The 19,256-nt window shown below is 52.1% G+C and carries 20 protein-coding genes; 4 read left to right on the forward strand and 16 right to left on the reverse strand.

Features of this window, described 5'->3' with window-relative positions; translation table 11 throughout:
• Positions 1-12 precede the first annotated feature (12 nt).
• The 5 genes from NST04_RS20640 to aldA all read right to left on the reverse strand — a co-directional run bounded on the left by NST04_RS20640 (position 13) and on the right by aldA (position 4,769).
• Entirely contained in the window at positions 13-903 is an 891-nt protein-coding gene (locus tag NST04_RS20640; RefSeq protein ID WP_341185918.1) for an alpha/beta fold hydrolase, read from the reverse strand.
• 16 nt (positions 904-919) lie between these two features.
• Positions 920-1,534: a DUF2239 family protein gene (locus NST04_RS20645; protein WP_341185919.1), complete on the reverse strand. Its 615-nt coding sequence runs from the start codon at positions 1,532-1,534 to the stop codon at positions 920-922.
• A 148-nt stretch (positions 1,535-1,682) separates the two neighbouring features.
• Positions 1,683-2,564: a DUF3298 domain-containing protein gene (locus NST04_RS20650; protein ID WP_341185920.1), complete on the reverse strand. Its 882-nt coding sequence runs from the start codon at positions 2,562-2,564 to the stop codon at positions 1,683-1,685.
• A 1-nt stretch (position 2,565) separates the two neighbouring features.
• Positions 2,566-3,063 carry an RNA polymerase sigma factor gene (locus NST04_RS20655; protein ID WP_341185921.1) on the reverse strand — a complete coding sequence of 166 codons (498 nt, stop codon included), beginning with the start codon at positions 3,061-3,063 and terminating at the stop codon, positions 2,566-2,568.
• A gap of 260 nt (positions 3,064-3,323) precedes the next feature.
• The gene (aldA, locus tag NST04_RS20660) at positions 3,324-4,769 is read right to left on the reverse strand and encodes an aldehyde dehydrogenase (protein WP_341185922.1); all 1,446 of its coding nucleotides are present in this window, start codon (positions 4,767-4,769) and stop codon (positions 3,324-3,326) included.
• 191 nt (positions 4,770-4,960) lie between these two features.
• Between aldA and NST04_RS20665 the strand changes: the two genes are divergently transcribed.
• The 3 genes from NST04_RS20665 (at position 4,961) to NST04_RS20675 (ending at position 7,828) form a co-directional block, all read left to right on the forward strand.
• Positions 4,961-5,704 carry a (Fe-S)-binding protein gene (locus tag NST04_RS20665; RefSeq protein ID WP_341185923.1) on the forward strand — a complete coding sequence of 248 codons (744 nt, stop codon included), beginning with the start codon at positions 4,961-4,963 and terminating at the stop codon, positions 5,702-5,704.
• 67 nt (positions 5,705-5,771) lie between these two features.
• Positions 5,772-7,133 (forward strand): LutB/LldF family L-lactate oxidation iron-sulfur protein, encoded by a 1,362-nt coding sequence (locus tag NST04_RS20670; protein ID WP_445667948.1) that lies wholly within the window; start codon positions 5,772-5,774, stop codon positions 7,131-7,133.
• On the forward strand, positions 7,130-7,828 hold the full coding sequence (locus NST04_RS20675; protein WP_341185925.1) for a LutC/YkgG family protein: 699 nt from the start codon (positions 7,130-7,132) through the stop codon (positions 7,826-7,828). The genes NST04_RS20670 and NST04_RS20675 overlap by 4 nt, the downstream gene beginning before the upstream one ends.
• Positions 7,829-7,864: 36 nt before the next feature.
• Here NST04_RS20675 and NST04_RS20680 read toward each other — a convergent pair whose 3' ends face one another.
• The 3 genes from NST04_RS20680 to NST04_RS20690 are packed head-to-tail and all read right to left on the reverse strand — an operon-like array spanning position 7,865 to position 10,086.
• On the reverse strand, positions 7,865-8,476 hold the full coding sequence (locus NST04_RS20680; RefSeq protein ID WP_341185926.1) for a sugar O-acetyltransferase: 612 nt from the start codon (positions 8,474-8,476) through the stop codon (positions 7,865-7,867).
• Positions 8,477-8,504: 28 nt separating this feature from the next.
• On the reverse strand, positions 8,505-9,191 hold the full coding sequence (gene bshB2, locus NST04_RS20685) for a bacillithiol biosynthesis deacetylase BshB2 (RefSeq protein ID WP_341185927.1): 687 nt from the start codon (positions 9,189-9,191) through the stop codon (positions 8,505-8,507).
• 22 nt (positions 9,192-9,213) lie between these two features.
• Positions 9,214-10,086, reverse strand: a complete 873-nt coding sequence (locus tag NST04_RS20690; RefSeq protein ID WP_341185928.1) for a LysR family transcriptional regulator — start codon at positions 10,084-10,086, stop codon at positions 9,214-9,216.
• Positions 10,087-10,196: 110 nt separating this feature from the next.
• Here NST04_RS20690 and NST04_RS20695 point away from each other — a divergent pair, with 110 nt between their 5' ends.
• Complete coding sequence (locus NST04_RS20695) at positions 10,197-11,597, forward strand: MFS transporter (protein WP_341185929.1); 1,401 nt, start codon at positions 10,197-10,199, stop codon at positions 11,595-11,597.
• 37 nt (positions 11,598-11,634) lie between these two features.
• Here NST04_RS20695 and NST04_RS20700 read toward each other — a convergent pair whose 3' ends face one another.
• The 8 genes from NST04_RS20700 to NST04_RS20735 all read right to left on the reverse strand — a co-directional run bounded on the left by NST04_RS20700 (position 11,635) and on the right by NST04_RS20735 (position 18,792).
• Positions 11,635-12,966 (reverse strand): serine hydrolase domain-containing protein, encoded by a 1,332-nt coding sequence (locus tag NST04_RS20700; RefSeq protein ID WP_341185930.1) that lies wholly within the window; start codon positions 12,964-12,966, stop codon positions 11,635-11,637.
• 97 nt (positions 12,967-13,063) lie between these two features.
• The gene (locus tag NST04_RS20705) at positions 13,064-13,372 is read right to left on the reverse strand and encodes a hypothetical protein (RefSeq protein ID WP_341185931.1); all 309 of its coding nucleotides are present in this window, start codon (positions 13,370-13,372) and stop codon (positions 13,064-13,066) included.
• Between the two features lie 306 nt (positions 13,373-13,678).
• Positions 13,679-14,221, reverse strand: a complete 543-nt coding sequence (locus NST04_RS20710; protein WP_341185932.1) for a GNAT family N-acetyltransferase — start codon at positions 14,219-14,221, stop codon at positions 13,679-13,681.
• A 16-nt stretch (positions 14,222-14,237) separates the two neighbouring features.
• Positions 14,238-14,939 carry a bacillithiol biosynthesis deacetylase BshB2 gene (bshB2, locus tag NST04_RS20715; RefSeq protein ID WP_341186809.1) on the reverse strand — a complete coding sequence of 234 codons (702 nt, stop codon included), beginning with the start codon at positions 14,937-14,939 and terminating at the stop codon, positions 14,238-14,240.
• Positions 14,940-14,976: 37 nt separating this feature from the next.
• On the reverse strand, positions 14,977-15,321 hold the full coding sequence (locus tag NST04_RS20720) for a YojF family protein (RefSeq protein ID WP_341185933.1): 345 nt from the start codon (positions 15,319-15,321) through the stop codon (positions 14,977-14,979).
• Between the two features lie 189 nt (positions 15,322-15,510).
• A complete protein-coding gene (locus NST04_RS20725) occupies positions 15,511-16,584 on the reverse strand; it encodes a hypothetical protein (RefSeq protein WP_341185934.1) in 1,074 nt (357 codons plus the stop codon).
• Between the two features lie 98 nt (positions 16,585-16,682).
• Complete coding sequence (locus NST04_RS20730; protein ID WP_341185935.1) at positions 16,683-18,107, reverse strand: sensor histidine kinase; 1,425 nt, start codon at positions 18,105-18,107, stop codon at positions 16,683-16,685.
• Positions 18,085-18,792, reverse strand: a complete 708-nt coding sequence (locus tag NST04_RS20735) for a response regulator transcription factor (RefSeq protein WP_341185936.1) — start codon at positions 18,790-18,792, stop codon at positions 18,085-18,087. The genes NST04_RS20730 and NST04_RS20735 overlap by 23 nt, the downstream gene beginning before the upstream one ends.
• Between the last annotated feature and the right edge of the window lie 464 nt (positions 18,793-19,256).

A 19,256-nucleotide genomic window follows, 5' to 3' on the forward strand; every position in this document is an offset into this window, starting at 1 on the left:
TGTAGTGGTTAGTCAACTGTGATGAGCTGTACGCCCGATGGCCTCAATCGTTCGGTGATATAACTGGGGCGGCAGGTCATGTCCCATGCCCTCAACGAGCATCAGCTCTGCGCCTGGGATAGAAGAAGCGGTGTCCTCCCCGCACGCCGGAACGAACAGGGGATCATCCATCCCGTGAATGACAAGTGCAGGGACCTCTATAGCTGCCAGCAGCGGACGGCGGTCACCGGAGACCGCAATCGCGGCAATCTGTCGTCCTACGGTGCCTGGGTCGTAGGCCCGCCGGACTTCCTCTGCAATGAGTCCCCGGTAAGCTTCTTCATCGAATGGATAGCCAGTCCCGGCAATGCACTTGGCAAAAGCCATACTGTGCGCCACAAATCCCGCCTCATCCTCAAACGGGTTAGGTCCCGGGACAGTCATCAGCCCCATCACCTCCGGGGAAGCCTGCGGAAGGGTAGGATTCCCGGAAGTAGACATGATAGACGTGAGCGACAAGACCCGGTCCGGGTATTTACTGGCAACAAGCTGGGCGATCATTCCGCCCATAGACCGGCCAACGACATGTGCCTGGTCAATCCCCAGGGCGTCGAGCAGTCCGATCACGTCACCGGCCATGTCATCGAGCGTGTAGGGCATGTCCGGCCGTTGACCCGACAGAAGCGCAGCCGCCAAAGCGCTGAAATCCACTGCCGGGTAATGGCTGTAATGTGTGGAGCAGCCCGTGTCCCGATTGTCAAAACGGATCACCCGGAAGCCCCGCGCGGCCAGTTGATCACAGAATGGAACTGTCCAGCGGATCATCTGGGTGCCCAGTCCGGCAATCAAGATGATCGCTTCGTCATTATCGTTGCCGAAGCTGTCATAGGCCAGCTCAATGTTGTTCGTTTGTATAATGTTCATCGTGGTCTGTTCCCCTTCAATTCTTCTTCTGTAATGCAACTGCAGCTAACTGCTTCACATAGTTGCGGATATCAGGTGCCCAGTCCTGAGTGTATTGGTCAAAACGCTCCGCATCACCGGCATATAATGCGCGCAGAGCTTCCTCGTAATGGCTGAAATCCCCGGCCATAGCTGTCATGAAGGTATAAGCTGCTTCTTGTGACTTGCGGATCGTGCCCTGCTGTTCTCCGGCACGGCGGGCTTCATCAACCAGCTTGCGCAAGGTTACCGATGCCCCGCCAGGCTGTGCTTTGAGCCACTCCCACTGTCTGGGCAACAGAGTGACCTCTCCAGATACGACCCCCAGCTTGGGCCGGCCTGCCTTGCGCGCAGTCTGGGAATTCACTTCTGTAACGGCTGACTCTTCTGAAGGCTCTGTTAACCGTGTAAGCACAGCATCTGTTGTCCCGTGATAATCAACATCTATCGGCTTCCCCGTGGAATCGTCAAAAATAAGCACCCGGGCCAGTTCACTGTCGCTCAGCATCCCTTTCACTGCCGTAACCACGTGCTGTAAGGAACCGCTGGCAACGGCCTCCACTCCCAAAAATGCTGTGCAATAAGCATGCGTCTGTTCATTACCCGTACTCATGTTATAGGTTGACCTCCCTTCAATTCGGATTAATTATACCCGGGTAAAAATAAAAATGCAATATTACCCGGGTAAAAATAAAAAAATACAGCCTGAAGAGGAGATACTTCTGAATGTCTCCACTTCAGGCTGCCCTATCTACTATGCCCTATTTAACATATTGCTGGCTGACCAGCTGCGAACGGATTACATCTGTTGGTATTACAAATTGGACGGGTCCCATAAATCCCGGAGCAACATCATATTCATTAAAGGAAATAACCAAATTTCCGTCCCCGTTAATGTAGAAGCTCTGAGTCTTCGAAATGCTGTCGAATCCACTTGCCGGAAGATCCTCATTTTCGCCCTTTATCCAATAACGCTTGAAATCCGTGTCCGTTTTCATTTGCTCACGCATTTGCTCCTTGATATTTTCGCTAATAACAGATACATAGCTTTCATCCTTGAAGAGACTTGGCAAGTTGAGCAGCACTTGATTTTTTTTGTCAATCGTGTCGTATTGTATCGTTTCATACGCGGACGCCGCCGTTTGCACGACCCAGCGCCGAATAGTGAGAAGCTGATCCGTATCGGTGACAATCTCATACCCGCTGTCAATTCCTTTATTGGGTCTGCCCTTGTCCTTCAATTGGTCAATCTCGGCCATGAATTCCTTGTACAGCTTTTGATCCTCCGCAATATACTTCTCGTTCAGCATGTCTTGCAGCTTCTTATCGGGCATATTTGTAATTGCCGGAACCTTGACATCCGCATGGTAACCGTCCCCCTCCGCTCTATATTCCGTGAAGGTTACCAGCTTCACTAATGCACTGACAGCCGGCAGCTCCGACATGGATTGTGCAAACGTCGGGCTTATATTCACCCCGGACACGAACAGAGCAACCGCAGCAGCAGCTGAGCCAAGGAACCATTTGATGCTGCGTCTGCGCCGCGGGGCAGGCAGAAGCGATTGTGTGACGAGCGTATCCAGTTCAGCGGGGATGGGCACATTCATATAATCCTGCTTGAGCTTTTCCATTTTTTTGTCCATATTAATAGACCTCCTCTTGTTTCATGTTCATACGAAGAATTTTCAACGATTGATATAACCGGGATTTAACTGTGCTTAAAGGTATATTGAGAACGAGGGCCACATCCTCCAGCTTCATATCCTCGAAGAACCTCAAAATAATGACTTCACGATACATCATAGGCAGCTCGTCTAAGGTCTCTGCCAGATGCAAATCCTGAAGCACATCATGATCACTCACTCCATGCTGCTCCAGCACCTCATCAGCAACGGGAACAAGCTTTTTTTCTCTGCGCAAATAATCAAGTGCCGTATTGACTACAATACGGTAAAACCAGCTTTTCATGGACTGTGGTTTTGTCAGCGAATCGCTCTTAGTCAACGCCTTCTGTATCGAATCCTGCACCACATCCATGGCGTTCTGCGGATGCTTTACATAGCTGTACGCCAACCGGTACACATTCTCTTTGTAATCCACCATAAATTCTGTGAAAATCTTGTGAAATAGTTTGCTATCCATCCATAGGCCTCTCTTCCTTCTTTACTGCGCGCGCATTTCTATATATACCGCCTTTCATTATGCAAGACGAATCAGACCGTGAAAAAGTTTGAAGCCAGGCGGGAGTATTTATGATGTCCAAAAACAGCAAAATAGCCCCACAAAGTGGGGCTTTAGCTTTGATGATAACTCAGGTACTTTGCGGGGACCCCAAAACATACTATCAAAAAACGGCCCCCAAAAAGGGGCCGCCTTCGCAAGCAGCAAAAATCGCTGCGTATTCAGTTAACCGATTTGTCGTACTGCAAGTAGACGACATGGGTCTGGAGGTATTCGTTCAAGCCGTGCTTACCGTCAGCGCCGCCGATGCCGGATTTTCTCCAGCCTGCATGGAAGCCCTGCATCGCCTCGAAATTCTCGCGGTTGATGTACGTCTCCCCGTATTTCAGCCGCTTGATGACTTTCATGGCGACGTTCAGATTCTGGGTATACAGCGATGAGGTTAAGCCGAATTCACTGTCATTGGCGAGGGCTATCGCCTCGTCCAGGGTAGAGAATGAAATGACGGGGATGACCGGACCAAAAATTTCATCCTGCACAATCTCCATCTCATTCGTAGCGTCTGTGATCACTGTCGGCTCGAAGAAACTGCCGGTTCCTTCAACTTTTCTACCGCCAAGAGCGATCTTGGCTCCTTCCTCAACGGCCCGGTCCACCTTCTGCTGTACCGATTCCTGCGCCGCCTTGTTGATGAGCGGGCCCATCTGAATGTCCTTGTCCTTGAGCGGGTCTCCGTACTTCACAGCCTTCATCGCTTCAACCAGCCGCGCGGTGAACTCTTCCTTAATATCCTCATGCACATAGACACGCTCCGCACAGTTACAGACCTGGCCTGTATTGATGACCCGGGAAGCGACAATCGCCTGCACCGCCAGTTCCAGATCGGCATCCTTCATCACGATGGCCGGCGCTTTGCCGCCCAGCTCCAGACTGACCTTGATGATATTCTCAGCCGCTGCCTCCATGACCTTCTGCCCTGCAGGTACGCTGCCTGTAAGACTAACCATGCCTATCTTGGCATTACTGGACAGCTCGTTGCCCACTTCCGCACCTCTGCCTGTGACCAGGTTAAATACCCCCTTAGGCAATCCGGCCTGATCCACAATCCGGCTGAACGCCATGGCATTGTTCGGAGATTCCGCGCTGGGCTTGACGACAATCGTGTTGCCGGTGATAAGTGCCGGGGCCATTTTTCTGGCAATCAGGAAGAACGGGAAGTTCCAGGGCAGAATGCCCGTGGTGACGCCAATTGCTCTTTTGAATACAAAAATATGCTCATTATCACGGTCGCTCTGCACGATCTCTCCCTCATAACGCCGCGCCCATTCCGCCATATAATCCAAATAATCCGCAGTAAAATGAACCTCTACGGTCGATAATTCCAGTGTCTTGCCAACTTCCTCCGAGATCAGCCTGGCGATGCTGTCCGCTTCTGCCCGGATGCCGTCAGCAATCGCATGCAAATACTTGCCGCGCTCTACCGCAGGAGTCTCCTCCCACTCGGCTTGGGCCTGCTCCGCTGCATCAATGGCGCGTATAACATCATTCCTGGTTGCCTTGGGAACCTGTGAGATGACTTCATCGGTTGCCGGATTGGTCACTTCCATCCACTCTTTGCCTTCGGATTCCGTAAATTGGCCGTTGATATACATCAAATGCTTGATCACCGTTTCTCCCCCTCAAGGTAGATTATTCCATTGTAGATTATTCCATTTCTCCAATTACCCATCCATAGTGTAAACGCTATCAATATTTATTGTCAATAAGTTTCACATTTTTTATTTGTTTTTGTGTTGTTTTTCATTGACTTGTTGAGTTAAGCTGTGAGTATAAGTTTTCATTGATGGGAGGGATGGGAGTGCGAGTCAGTATTTTTTCCACTTGCCTGGTAGATCTTATGGCTCCGGATGCCGGTATTGCCATGGTAGAGGTCCTGGAGCGGCTCGGCTGCGAGATTGATTACCCCGCTTCACAGGTGTGCTGCGGCCAGCCTACTTACAACAGCGGTTATCTGCAAGAATCTAAGCTTGCTATGCAGAACATGATGCTGGCCTTCGAGGCTTCGGATTATGTCGTAGGTCCGTCCGGCTCCTGCATTGCTATGTTTCATGAATATCCGAAGATCTTCAGCGGGGACCCGGAGTGGGAATTGAAAGCGGTTGCGCTAAAAGAAAAATCATATGAACTCACCCAGTTCATTGTGAAAGTGCTGGGGGTCACCGATGTCGGTGCCTCGCTCGAAGGAACGGCCACCTACCACCGCTCCTGCCACATGACCAGACTGCTGGGCGAGAAGGAAACACCCTTCCAGCTGCTGGAGCAGGTAAAGGGACTGAAGCTTGAGCCGCTCAAGAACAGCGACAACTGCTGCGGGTTCGGCGGCACTTTTGCGGTGAAGATGCCTGAAATCTCCGGGCAGATGGCCGATGAGAAATGCAGCTGTGTGCTGGATACCGGAGCGGATATCCTGATCAGTGCAGATATGGGCTGCCTGATGAACATCGGAGGGCGCCTGTCCCGCAAGGGTGAACCTGTACGCGTCATGCATATTGCAGAGGTGCTCAACCAGCATATGCCTGCCAATCATAAAGGGGGAAACTGACTTGAGCCTGCAAACAGATTCACGTAGCTTCAGCGAACGGACCGCGGAGGGCCTTGGGGATTCCTTCATGCGCAGTGCCGTGGGGTCGGCACAGGACAGCCTTAAGACTAGACGGCTGACAGCCGCTACCGCGCTGGGGGATTGGGAGCAGTGGCGGAAGGCCGGCCAGCTGATCCGTCAGCATACGCTGGCGAACCTGGACTTTTATCTGGAGCAGCTTGCGGATAATGTGGAGCGGCAGGGCGGACATATCTATTTTGCCGCAACCAAGGAAGAGGCCAGCAGTTATATACGGGATGTCATTGCCCGCAAGCAGGCGACCCGGGTCGTCAAATCCAAGTCCATGGTTACTGAGGAGATTGAGCTCAACCACGTGCTGCTTGAAGCCGGCTGTGAGCTGATTGAGACGGATCTCGGAGAGTACATTCTGCAGATGGATGACTGGGACCCTCCCTCCCATATCGTAGCCCCCGCGCTACATAAAGACCGGGAGCAGATCAGGCGCGTCTTCGCAGAGAAGCTCGGATACACCGGCGATAAGACGCCGGAGAAGCTGGCCGGGTTCGCCCGTACCGTCCTGCGCCAGAAGTTCCTGGATGCGGAGGTCGGGATTACGGGCTGTAATTTCGCCATCGCCAACCTGGGCGCAATTAATCTCGTCACAAATGAAGGGAATGGTGACCTCACCGCCGCTATTCCCAAAACGCATATCGCAGTGATGGGCATGGAACGGATTGTCCCGACGATTGAGGAAATGGAGATCCTGGATAATCTGCTTTGCCGCAGTGCTGTCGGCCAGAAGCTGACCAGCTATATCACGGTCATGGGTCCCTCAGCGGCGGGAGAGACCGACGGACCGGAGGAATTCCATCTGGTGGTCGTCGATAACGGCCGCTCGGATATTCTGGGAAGTGAATTTGGCGAAGCCTTGCAGTGTATCCGCTGCGGTGCCTGCCTGAATGTCTGTCCGGTCTACCGCCATATCGGCGGGCATGCTTACGGTTCCATCTACCCGGGTCCGATTGGTGCGGTCATTACGCCGCTGCTTGGCGGTTATGACGACTATAAGGAGCTGCCGTATGCCTCCAGCCTCTGCGGGGCGTGTACAGATGTATGTCCGGTAAAAATCCCGCTGCATGAGCAGCTTATTATGCACCGCCAGAATATTGTGAAGCAGAAGAGAACCGGAGCTGCTGACCGATTCCAGATGAAGGCCGCCGCTAAGCTGCTCTCCTCCCCCGCCCTGTTCGGCAAAACGCTCAGACTCGCCCATTCGGCCAGCCGCATCATGAGCAAGCACGGGCGCATTGTACGGGGACCGGCTATCATTCAGGGGTGGATTCATTCACGCGACTTGAAACAGCCCGTCAAGCAGCAGGACAGCTTCCGGGCATGGCTGGAGAAGCGCAAAGGAGGCTCGGAGCAATGACAGCAACCCCGAACACGAGCGCGAACAGAAACACGAATAAGGAAGCTTTTCTGAATACCATTGCTGCCAAGCTGGGACGGGCACGGAAGTCAGAGGTCCGGCGTCCTGCGGTCCATGAGTTCATTCCTGACAGCTACGGTCCGCTTACTCAAGATGATCTTGTAGAGATGCTTAAAGAGCAATGCTTCTTCATCCATACTCAGGTGATTGAAACGACGCGGGAGCTGCTGCAGAGAACGTTAGATGATCTGATAGAGGCTAATGGCAGCGGGAACGTGATGACTTCCGGTGATCCCCGGTTCAGGGAATACGGGCTTACCTTCCCGGATGCTGCTGTATGGGAGAAAGCGGCGGGACGGGCGGAGAATATCAGGCGTGCTGAATCGTCGAATACAGCCATAGTCTTCGCCGACTGTGCACTGGCAGAGTCTGGAACGGTTGTGGTGGAGAGCCGCCCCGATCAGGGACGGTCGCTTCATTTCCTTCCTGCCCATTATATAGCGGTGATTGAACGAGAGAAGCTGGTGCTTCGCTCCACGAATGCCGCCGCAGCTCTCAACCGGAGAATTCAGGCAGGAGAACCGGTGGGTTCATCGATTAATTTCATCTCCGGTCCCTCCAATTCCGCGGATATTGAAATGAAGCTGGTGGTCGGGGTACACGGGCCGCTGAGAGCCACCTATGTGCTGATTTGAAATAAATCCTCTCCCTTAAGGACGGCCTAACCCGTTCTACATATAGTCCGTAACGTCAAATTCCCGATCCTTATAGTAATATTTCCGGTCTTCTTCCGTGATCTCACGGATAATCCGGCACGGACTGCCTACGGCGATCACATTATCAGGGATATCCTTAGTCACTACGCTTCCGGCCCCAATGACTACATTGTTCCCGATGGTCACGCCCGGATTCACAATAACATTGCCGCCGATCCACACATTGTTGCCGATGGTGATGGCAATCCCGTATTCATAGCCTGAATTCCGGGAATCGGGATGGACGGGATGGCCTGCTGTATAGAGTGATACATTCGGAGCGAACATGACATTCTCGCCAATGACCACCTTGCCTACATCGAGAATCGTACAGTTGAAATTAGCATAGAAATTATTCCCTACAGTGATATTCGATCCATAATCGCAGCGGAAGGGAGTCTCAATATGCACAAGCTCCCCCGTTGCACCCAAAAGCTTACGGATCAGCCCGTCTCTCTCCTCATGGGCGTCGGGAGAGAGCGAATTCAGCTGATGAACCAGCAGCCTGGCGGCCGTCCGTTCTTCGGTTAATCCGTCCAGCCATGCTTTATAAGGCAAGCCTGCGAGCATTCTGTCTTTCTGATTCATAGGATTCATAAGGTATTCCTGCCTTCTCTTAGTGTTGTGTGTTCATGGGGTAGGTCCAGAAGACTTCCTGTCCGAAGCGGAGCTGAATCTCCTCGGCCGTCAGCACCTGATTGCCGACAAGCTCCGCCGCCTGGAATTGCGAACGGTGTGCCTGGATAGCGGTCATCTTCTTGTCCAGGAATGCGGTGACATCGACATGCACATCCGGGAAGCCGATGTGCTTCTCATGGCCGATGGCGAATGCACCACAGTGAACCACCGGACGCTTTGCAGGCGGCATCTGCCGGACTGCCCGGATAACCGCCGCTCCTGTAGCATCGTGATCCGGGTGTACGCTGTAACCGGGATAGAAGGTAATCACAAGCGTAGGAGCCAGCTCATGGATCAGCGCCAGCAGTGTCTGATCCAGCAGCTGCTGATCCTCGAATTCAATCATTTTATCGTGGAAGCCCAGCATTCTTAAGTCTTGTATGCCGATAGCCCGGCAGGACGCCCGCAGCTCTTCCTTGCGGATCTCCGGCAGCGTCACCCGGTTGGCGAACGGCGGAATCCCCATATTGCGTCCCATCTCGCCTAGCGTCAGGCAGGCATAGGTTACTTCGGCACCTTGTTCAATATACTTCGCAATCGTGCCAGCCGCTCCAAAAGCCTCATCGTCAGGATGCGGGAACACCACCAGTATGCGCTTATGTTCTGTAGTCTGTGTATCGTTCATAGGTTCATTCCTCCCGGTGACATTATAGCTTAGCGAAATACTCAATAACAACCTCACGGAAAATCTGGCCCGCCTGCGAAATATAGCGGTTCTTATGCCACAACAAGGCGATTTCCCTGACCAGCCCCTCGTCTTCCAGCGGAATCAGACGAATATGATCCCGCGCATTCCTCGCCGTACCCGGTATGAAGGCTAAGCCGATTCCGGCTTCCACCAGATCAATCAAGCGGGCCGGTTCGTCTCCCTCATATACATAGCGTGGCAGGAATCCTGAAGCCTGGCAGACTGAATCCACTAAATCACGTATCCCGTAACCTTGTTTGACACCCACAAACCACTCATCCTTAAGCTCTATCAAGCTCAGGCTCTTACGGTCTGCCAGAGGGTGGCCGGCTGGAACGGCAAGGTGAATGTGATCGTTACAGACCACCTGACATTCCAGCTCTTCCCCCCTGACCGGAGGAGAGGACAAGCAGAAATCAACTTCTCCCCTCTGAAGAAGGGAAATCATCTCCTGCATGGGCAGCATTTGTACGTGAAAATGGATGTCCGGCAGCTTGAGCCGAAACTCCCGGAGGATACCGGGCAAGGTACTCGCGGTGGTCACCGCTAATTCAAGGGTGCTGGACACAAGGCTGGACAGGTCCCTAAGCTCCTGCCTCCCCTGTTCCAATTCAAACAGCGCCTTCTCCGCACGCTGCAGAAATCTGCGCCCCGGCTCGCTAAGCCGCAGCTTCCTCCCGCTCCGGTCAAACAATGGAACTCCGAGATCCTCCTCCAGCCGTTGAATGGTTTTGCTCAGTGAGGATTGAGTCACATGCAGCCTGTGTGCAGCCTCGGTCATATGCTCCAGGCGGGCAACCGTGATGAAATACTGCAATTGAAGAAGCTCCATATCCGCCTCCATTCATTCCTTCAAGTCTATGGAATCATACCATGAAATGCGTTGGAGTAAATAACTCTTATCCTGTACGATAACTGTACAGTACTTGAGGGGGAATAACAATGAATGCACGGAATTGGTGGTTAATGATATCTGTTGGGCTGGGGATGATGCTTAACCCGCTTAACTCTTCGATGGTGGCTGTGGCGATCCCCAGGCTGCAACAAGCGTTCAAGCTTGAGTTTACCGTTGTGTCCTGGATTATTTTCTCATTCTATATCGGCAGTGCTATTGCCCAGCCTGTTATGGGCAGAGCGAGCGATATTTTCGGCCGCCGGAGAATTTTTCTGGCGGGACTGGTGATCGTCTTCGCAGCCTCCCTGCTCACGCCTTTGTCTCCGGGCTTCGGGGGCCTTATCATTCTGCGGGTTCTCCAGTCTATTGGAACCAGTATGGTGGTCGCGGTCGGGATGGCGATCATCCGGATGAATATTACAGACAAGCAAGCCTCTGCGCTGTCGGTGCTGTCCATGTTCACATCGGGAGCAGCGGCGGTAGGACCTTTTATCGGCGGGGTGCTCGTCCATGTGTGGGGCTGGTCTTCCATCTTCTATATTAACCTTCCGTTTGTAACGGCCAGCTTCCTGTTAGCCTGGAGAACCATCCCGCAAGACAAGCCGTCAGCAGATATAGTAACCAAGCTGTCCCTAAGGCAATGGATGAACCGGATAGATGTGCCTGGAATTCTGCTGTTCACCACGGGGCTCGTGGCTGTGCTTGCACAGCTGCTCTCCGCCAAGTCCTCCGGTCATGTCTCCCTATTCAATATCGTCATCGGACTGTCCGGGCTCATCCTGCTTATGATCTTCGTAAGGCATGAGTTAAGAACAGCAATGCCCTTCATTCCTCTGCGGACCTTCGCCAGTTCTCCCGGGCTGATCCGGGTCAATGTAGAATTCATACTGGTTAATCTTCTATTCTATTCCGTCTTCTTCGGTCTGCCTTCTTATTTGCAGCTCGTTCGTCAGGTTAGTGAATTCCACACAGGACTGCTGATGTTAAGCCTGGGTCTAAGCTCACTCGCCGTTTCTCCGCTGGCCGGAAGATGGATCGATACCTCCGGGCCCCGGCCCGCGCAGACCGTATCGGCCATCCTAATGGCCATCGGGTCGGTATGGATCGTATTCTTGAATCCGGCATCGCCTGTCATCAGTATCCTGCTGGCTCTGGCGGCCTTCGGTATCAGCAACGGGCTGAATAATGTCGCCATGCAAGCGGCTTTGTTCAACAATTCACCGAAAGAGCTAATCGGGGTTACCTCCGGCTTATTCAGTACGTCCAGATATTTCGGAACCATCCTGTCCTCGCTGCTGATCGGAATCGTTATAGGCAATCCGTTCAGCTTCAGAGGCTTCCAGGTGCTGGGGATGATCCTTACCGGGATAGCTCTATGTCTGGTATTCATGTCCCGGCGGCGTTCTCTAGAGCCCAAAAACTCCCTTCACAGTCTTGATGACCGCTAGGGAGTGCTTGGAAGACGGGTCTTACCCGCTCGGAAATCTAGGCTTCGTCCTGAAGCTGCTGCAGCTTGCCGGCAACGGCTTCACTGTCCGGGTATATAGCAGCAGCGCAGGTAAGAATACGTATTGCTTCCTCCCGGTGACCGCTATAACTTAAGGTATCAGCAATCCGCATAAATTCAAAATCCGCCTCATAATACGTATCCTGCTCTGAGCGACGTATACGCTGGTATTCGTTAATGGCCTCCCCTGCGCCGCTGGTGGCAACGGTCTTGGCAAGATGATGTACCAGCGACTGCTTAAGCTGGCGGACCTCCATGCCCAGCAGCAGATCCAGAATAGGACGGGTGACACTGCCCAGCCACACATGGTCACAGTTGGTCATGACAGAGATGCCGAGATTATCATCCGGCAGCAAGACCAATTCGCTAAGGAATCCGGTATCCCAGCCGGAATGCGAGAGCATCCGGGAGCCATTATAGCGGCCCAGGAACCAGCCCAGACCCACATCTTCATGCTCCGGCCCCCAGCCTGTAGCCATAGTAGGACTCCACATCTGTTCATAGCTGCCGGACTGTAGGGCATTATATCTGTCTGGAGCCTGCCCCTGCCCGAGGTGCATCAGCATATATTGGCACATCTCCTGTGCATTCGTATACAATGTGGAGCTGGGAGCATGCGCTCTATGGTAAGGGAACACTTCGCTTACATAGGGTCCGTACCCTCTAGAGTTCCTCAGTACATGGGGCGCAGCCAGCACCTGTTCAACCTCCATTTTCAAAAATGAACTCGTGCTCATTCCAGCAGGCTCCAGAAGATGCTGCCGCATATACTCCTCGAAGCTGAGGCCGCTAACCTTGGCAATCAGATCCCCTAGGATCTCATAACCGATGTTACTGTAAGCAAAATGAGTACCCGGATCACTCATTAAGCCATGGCGGCGGATGCCTCTGACATACCGTTCAAGACTTCCTTCATCATATTCAGGCCGGTCCCAGCCATAATCGTCCTCATCCGGCATCCCGGAGGTATGATTCAACAATTGTCTCACCGTAATCTGATGATAGCGTTCGTCGTTCATTTTGAAATACGGAAGATAGGTCATTAAAGGTGAGTCCAGCTCTACCTGCCCACGCTCCGCCAATTGCATCACAGCCGTAACTACGAAGGTCTTGGAGACGGATGCCTGGTGAAAAAGAGTGCTGCTAACCACAGGCTCACCTGTAGCCACATTAGCGCTGCCATACTCTCCTGTAAAAAGCACCTCACCATCACTAACGATCCCCACCTGTAGTCCGGTAAACGGTCCATTCTCTATAAAGCGGGTTAGCATCGCATGAAGCTCTTGTACCCTGCTCTGAGATGTATTCACTCTGGTTCCCCCGATCCTCATATTCACTGGATCACTATAACATCCGGGGGGGCGTATATATTGTATAAAAAACAGCTTAACCCAAACTTTACTCAGCCTATCCCTCCACCACATCGGCCCGCAGGTCCGTGGCGATCTCAAGAATCACAGGCACAATCGCCTCCATGGACAAGGCCACGTACAGCTCGCCCATGTACAGCCGGAACGGGTACTCCGCACCCTCATGACTCCACATGAAAAAATCCCCTTGGATCGACATCGTGCTCTCTGCACCTTGCACAGTGTAGACCTGTGAATAACTGAAGCCGGATTTATCGGAAAAATATTGCTTGCATTCCTCCAGGGTTAGTGCCTGCTCTGCATTCTCTTCCTGCATGGAACGGGTAATTCGTAAACGCTGGCTCATCGGTGATCCTCCACAATGTTAATATTTAAGCTAATAAATTGAACTATTGATTTTCAGGTTTTAGGATTAGCCGTGACTCCAGAGATGTTTTGGACCTCCGGCCGCTGCCCTTCTGCAGATTTCTTAATTTATCCCGTTTTTAACGGTTGAAATCCGCATACTGCTGATGCTTACGATGCGAGCTTTCCTACGGAAAGCTTTCAGGCGGACGCTACCGCTCCTCCAGTTCCAAAATTCCCCTCCGCCACTTCTCCTCTAACTAAAATTTTTAGTTCAATCTATATAATAATCCGTGCGTTAACTCCGTTAACTAATATCCGCCGGGTTGATGATTGCGAGAATCTGGTGGTCCTTCCACACGCCGCGGATCTTCACATTCAGCCGGGCAATGCCTTCCTTATGGAAGCCTGCATTCTCCAGTACATGGATAGAACCGGGATTATCCGGTGAAGCTTCCCCTGTAATCCGGTGGAACTTCAGCTCCTCGAAGGCATAGCGCACGACCTGCTTCACCGCCTCCGTCATATAACCCTTACCATTATAATCCTTGTCCAGACTGTACCCGATCATACAGCTCTGCAGCGGTCCTCGCACCACAAAAGACAGACTGACACTGCCGATGATCCGCCGGTCAGCCTTGTGAATAACCAGGAAGTCGTATCTCTCGTCCGCCGCCCGCTCCTCTTCATACTGCGCAATCCGCTCGCGCTGATACTCTACGGTGTAGAAGTCCTCACTAATGTCAGGCGAATGCTCTTCAAAAAACTCACGGTTACGCAAGTACATCCCCATCAGCTCAGCGGCATCTTCAGGCTCGGGGAAGCGAATATATACCCGCTCTTCTGTCATTTCTACGCCTCCATTCTTAATTGCTGCACAATGCCGCTTCCTCCGGTTGTTCCTTGCATTCCGGGAACCGGTAGGTCCAAAAGCGTTCCGTACCGTACTTGCCGCAGATGGCCGGATCGGTGGGTTTAAGGCCGCCAAGCACTTTCTCCGGCTGGAACTGGGTGCGGTGGGCCAGAATGGAGTTGATTTTGACCGTGATAAAAGGAGTCACATCGATGACTACATCGGCTGCTCCAATCCGCTGCTGATGGCCGTTCGAGAAGGCTACACTATGTACAACCGGACGTTCCGCAGCGGGCAGCCTGGCAATGGTTCGAATTACCGCAGCACCCGTAGCATCATGATCGGGATGTACGCTATATCCGGGGTAGAACGTAATTACCAGCGACGGTGCCAGCTCCTTCACGAGCGATTCAATCCGGTGGTCCAGGAGCGCCGGGTCTTCGAACTCGATCATTTTATCATGGAAGCCCAGCATTCTCAGGTCTTGAATCCCAATGGCCTTACAGGAAGCCTCAAGCTCCGCTTGGCGGATGGCCGGCAGGGTCGTGCGGTTCGCAAGGAGCGGAACCCCCATGTTCCGGCCCATCTCTCCGAGCGTCAGACAGGCATAGGTCACCTCTGCACCTGCTGCGATATACATCGCCAGTGTCCCGGATAAGAAGTACGCCTCGTCGTCGGGATGGGGAAGCGCCACCAGGATTCTAGCATGGTCCATAGATTTATTATTCACTCTAGTTGTTCCTCCAATTGGTTTAAAAAGGGCTCCGGCTGAGCTGCAACGCCACAATCAGCTTGCCCTGACTGTCGTGACCGGCCAGAATCAGCCGCTCCGTATCGTGCTCATCTACATGGGTAAGTCCCTCGGCATAGATCCAGCCCTTCTCAGTCTTGAGCCCAACCCGGTAAGGTCCTGTTCCTGAGATGGAACCGTTCGTGTAACGGATCACCGCATTGCTGATGAACGCCGAGCCTGGCGGACGGGTGCTGTCGATATGACTGGCATAAGCTCCTGTCGTGAGCTCAAGATGGATATATAGATCCTCAGAGACGAAATCGTCGATTCGGGTCTGAATGGCCTGGGGTTGAATGAGTTGCATAATGTCCTCCTATAGTGTAAAAGAATAGCTGGTTCCAGTGCATTCATTATACATGAAATCCCCGAAGCTCAAAACCTGGAAGAGTTGCACCCGCTAACTTGTCCAAGCAAAAGAAAACGGGCCTGTCTAAGGAATTCCATGAATTCCTTAAGCAAGCCCGCTGACGGAAAGCCCCTCGTCCACGCTTAATTACAGATTAACTATAGAGAAGACCTTATCATTGATGAAATAGACGTATTGGTCGCCGTACACTACATACCCATCATAAACCTTGTCCGGATCTCCCCAGGAGAGCAGGAGCTCTGTGATCGTCATGCCGCTGACCGCCCGCTCTTCACGGATGGCTGACCACATTTTATCGCTGATCTTGAAGGTCGTTTGCGGATTCTTGAAATATAAGATGTCTTCGACGTAATCACCATAATCACCCGCAGTTGGATCAATCTCCACCGGAATCTCCTGTCCGTTGGCCCGGCGGATGATCATCTCTAAATTCCCGTTTACAGGATTGGAGCGGAAGTTAGCGATGGTCGTTTTTTCAAAGTTTTTGAACGGACTATCACTAATCTTGGCGTTCCGGGTCCACACCGTTTGTCCATTATAGTAATACTTCAGATAATCGATATTCTCACTATAATACATGGTATTGTCCACAAAATCATTCAAATCCAGGACCCATTCGGTTCCGGCCTCATTTTGCATCACAAAGTTCTGATTGTTGTCATCAACGTACTGTACACTTTTCACCCAGTGGCTTCCCGGATGTCCATATAAGTATACCTTTTTACCTAGCGCAGTCCCCATCGTTCCAGGCAGCTTGCTGATCGCGTAGAGCATACTGTTGCTCTTATTCTTACCATCCTCTGTACTCCAGACGAACAACGCTATGGCACTGGAGGCATATTTGCCGTCGATCGCTCCGAGCTTCAGCAGGGTTTTGAAGGCTACGTAATTGGAGCTTTTGTACAAAATAGAGTTATCCTTGTTCAGCTTGGTGCTTCCTTTACTGCCTGTGATAGTTACGCCAGTAGCATCTGAAGCCACAGTGAAACCCGGAATCTGCCCGGCCAGCTTAACCGGTACATAGGCAGAGCCATTCACAAGTACAGATTTGACTGGCGAAATAAGCAGGTTGCCTTCGACAAACGTAGCAATCTCCGTGTACGCCGGTGCGGCTGCGGCCGCTGCCTGTCCAGCGCCACCCGGATAGACCAGTCCGAGCGCAAGCAGCAGAGTGGTGAGCAGTAATGCAAGTTTTTTCATAGATGTTCTAATTCCTTCCCCCGATGTAAGTTAGGTGTCCCGGCAAGGTGCCGGAATCTTCCAGATCAGTACATTCGACAAGAAGTTAATTATTTCCTCTATTTCGGGATACGGATCACAAACACCGTCGGCTCTCCTTCCCTGCTCTCCAGCAGCAGTGAACCCTCCATCTTCTCCACGTTCTTCTTGGCGATGGACAAGCCCAGTCCGGTTCCTCCGCTGGCCGTCGTCCGCGCCTCATCTCCCCGCACAAACGGATCAAAGATCGTAGACCACAGCTCCCTCGGAATGCCGACGCCATTGTCTGCAATCTCGATCCTTATCTGCGTCTCCTCGGGAATCACGGATACCCGGATGCGCGTCCCTTCGGGATTATAGGCCAGCGCATTGCCGATCAGATTATTAATGACACTGGCGAACAGCTCGGGATCATAACGGGCATAGACCTCTTCTTCGGGCACCTGCAGGTGAAGCTCGAAGTCTTTTTGCTCAAACTCGCCGTAGGTGTCGGCAATCATCTCCCGCAGATGATCGCCCAGCTCTAGCCGCTCTATCCGCAGGATGAAATCCGGGGAGTCCAGCTTAAGCAGATCCAGCATATGCGTAATGAGCTTCGTGACCTGCACAGACTTGGCGTAGATGTAATTCAAATATTTCGTCTGCCGTTCCGGGTCGGTAACCCGTCCTTCGATCAACGCCTGCGCATACCCCTGGATGCTGGTAATCGGGGTCTTCAGGTCATGCGACAGATCGACCATCAGCCGCTGCTTGCTTTTCTCGGCCAGACGCTTCTCCTCAGTCGTCTTCTCAATCACATCAGCCATATAGTTGAAGCTGTGGCCGATCCGCAGGAACTCGGTCTCTGCATACAGGGCAATCCGCGTGTTGTAATGCCCTTCCATCATACGGTTCAAGCCCAGATTCAGCACCCGCAGCGGCTTCTTGATCCGTCTGGAGACCCAATAGCTGTACACAAAAATCAGCAGCAGAATCAAACCGCTGACCAGGAATACATAAAAGAACACCGAATGATTCAGATAGGAGACCAGAAACTCGTTGTTAATGGAGATATTGATTACATCGCGGGGAATCTTAAGCAACATCCAGGCTGCCCCGCTATCCTGCTCCGTAACACTCGTAATAGAATAGTAAAAAGGCTGGTCGCTACGGTTCTCCAGTCCCAGATACAGCATGTCCTCGTCATAAGCTTGAATATCATCCTGCTTCTCACCAATGACCTGAATCACCCGCTTGCCGGAATCCAGCAGCTCCAGCCAGCCACCGCTCTTCAGCAGACGCTCACTCTCCGGCCCTTGGCCCAGTTCCTCCCGGTACGTTCCGGCCTCCACAGAGAGATTGGGGTCAGGCTTCATTTGCTCCCGGATGACCTGGGCAATATCCTTTTGGACGAATAGATAGACCACTAACACCAGCATAAGCAGCATACAGTTGAACAGCAGGAAGTCGATGGTCAGCGACGTCTGCAGCGGGCGGTTATCTCTACTTTTCCATGGGTGCTTCAATTTTGTACCCCAATCCCCTGATCGTCTTCAGGTATTCCGGTCTCTTGGAATCTCGTTCGATCTTGTCGCGGATGTTGCTGATGTGCACCATAATGCTGTTGTCCTCGTAGACATAGAAATCTTCCCAGACAGTCTCATATATCTTCTTGCGTGTAAACACACGGCCCGGCTGCTGCATCAGCAGCTCCAGAATTTTATATTCGGTAGAAGTCAGAGCGACGGCCTCCCCGGCCACCTCAACCTGACAGGTGCTCCGGTCCAGCGTCAGCCTGCCGAGCACAATCTGCTCACTCGGCTTCTCCTCTTCCGCTGCCTTGGCATCGAACTGATGCACCCGCCGCAGCATGGCCCCGGCACGCGCCACAATCTCCAGCGGATTAAACGGCTTAGCGATATAGTCATCCGCTCCAAGCTCCAGCCCCAGGATTTTGTCATGATACTGGCTCTTGGCGGACAGGAACAGTACCGGGAAATGCTCATGCTCCCGAATCCGCTTCAGCAGCTGCAGCCCGTCCATCCCCGGCATCATAATATCCAGTATCGCCAGATCAATCTTGTTATTCTGCATCAGCTTCAAGGCCTCGATTCCGTTCTCTGCCGTCAATATGTTATATTCCTTCTCCAGATACAGCTGCAGAAGCTCAACAATCTCCGATTCATCATCGGCTATGAGAATGGTATACATGGTGAATCCCCCTCTATCTTGTCATGCAAGCCGCGCTCTTTGTAACTATAGCCTGCCATTCTTAATCCAGTCTAAACCAAATCTAAAGAAAAGATAAAGAATTATTAGTACTGACATTACAACTTAAAGCTTGGTCGTCGCTGCGGTGAACATTTGGACTTCCGGCCGCTGTTGACTCCAGATTTCTTCTATTAGACCGCTGTGCGCGGTTGAAATCCAAACCAAGCATATGCTTACGATGCGAGCTTTCCGGCGGAAAGCTTTCAGGCGGTCGCTACCGCTCCTCCAGTTCCAAATTTCCCCTCCGCTTCTTTTTGCTTTTCGTTTGTAAACCTTCTTACAGTTCCAATAATACTCAACATTTTCAAGAAAATAATAGACTGAACAATACAAAAAGAACAGCTGTACAGCCAATAAATGGCTGAACCGACTGTTCTATTAGGGAGAGGATTACTTAAGCAACA

Source organism: Paenibacillus sp. FSL H7-0756, from assembly GCF_038006765.1.
Taxonomy (GTDB): Bacteria; Bacillota; Bacilli; order Paenibacillales; family Paenibacillaceae; genus Paenibacillus_AQ.

Excerpts from the sequence above, each read along its gene's own strand:
- NST04_RS20735 (WP_341185936.1), bottom strand. The coding sequence starts at position 18,792 with ATGTATACCATTCTCATAGCCGATGATGAATCGGAGATTGTTGAGCTT.
- NST04_RS20695 (WP_341185929.1), top strand. The coding sequence starts at position 10,197 with ATGAATGCACGGAATTGGTGGTTAATGATATCTGTTGGGCTGGGGATG.
- NST04_RS20725 (WP_341185934.1), bottom strand. The coding sequence starts at position 16,584 with ATGAAAAAACTTGCATTACTGCTCACCACTCTGCTGCTTGCGCTCGGA.
- NST04_RS20640 (WP_341185918.1), bottom strand. The coding sequence starts at position 903 with ATGAACATTATACAAACGAACAACATTGAGCTGGCCTATGACAGCTTC.
- NST04_RS20720 (WP_341185933.1), bottom strand. The coding sequence starts at position 15,321 with ATGCAACTCATTCAACCCCAGGCCATTCAGACCCGAATCGACGATTTC.
- NST04_RS20680 (WP_341185926.1), bottom strand. The coding sequence starts at position 8,476 with ATGAATCAGAAAGACAGAATGCTCGCAGGCTTGCCTTATAAAGCATGG.
- NST04_RS20655 (WP_341185921.1), bottom strand. The coding sequence starts at position 3,063 with ATGGATAGCAAACTATTTCACAAGATTTTCACAGAATTTATGGTGGAT.
- NST04_RS20650 (WP_341185920.1), bottom strand. The coding sequence starts at position 2,564 with ATGGACAAAAAAATGGAAAAGCTCAAGCAGGATTATATGAATGTGCCC.
- bshB2 (WP_341185927.1), bottom strand. The coding sequence starts at position 9,191 with ATGAACGATACACAGACTACAGAACATAAGCGCATACTGGTGGTGTTC.
- NST04_RS20690 (WP_341185928.1), bottom strand. The coding sequence starts at position 10,086 with ATGGAGCTTCTTCAATTGCAGTATTTCATCACGGTTGCCCGCCTGGAG.
- bshB2 (WP_341186809.1), bottom strand. The coding sequence starts at position 14,939 with ATGGACCATGCTAGAATCCTGGTGGCGCTTCCCCATCCCGACGACGAG.
- NST04_RS20705 (WP_341185931.1), bottom strand. The coding sequence starts at position 13,372 with ATGAGCCAGCGTTTACGAATTACCCGTTCCATGCAGGAAGAGAATGCA.
- NST04_RS20645 (WP_341185919.1), bottom strand. The coding sequence starts at position 1,534 with ATGAGTACGGGTAATGAACAGACGCATGCTTATTGCACAGCATTTTTG.
- NST04_RS20675 (WP_341185925.1), top strand. The coding sequence starts at position 7,130 with ATGACAGCAACCCCGAACACGAGCGCGAACAGAAACACGAATAAGGAA.
- NST04_RS20670 (WP_445667948.1), top strand. The coding sequence starts at position 5,772 with ATGCGCAGTGCCGTGGGGTCGGCACAGGACAGCCTTAAGACTAGACGG.
- NST04_RS20710 (WP_341185932.1), bottom strand. The coding sequence starts at position 14,221 with ATGACAGAAGAGCGGGTATATATTCGCTTCCCCGAGCCTGAAGATGCC.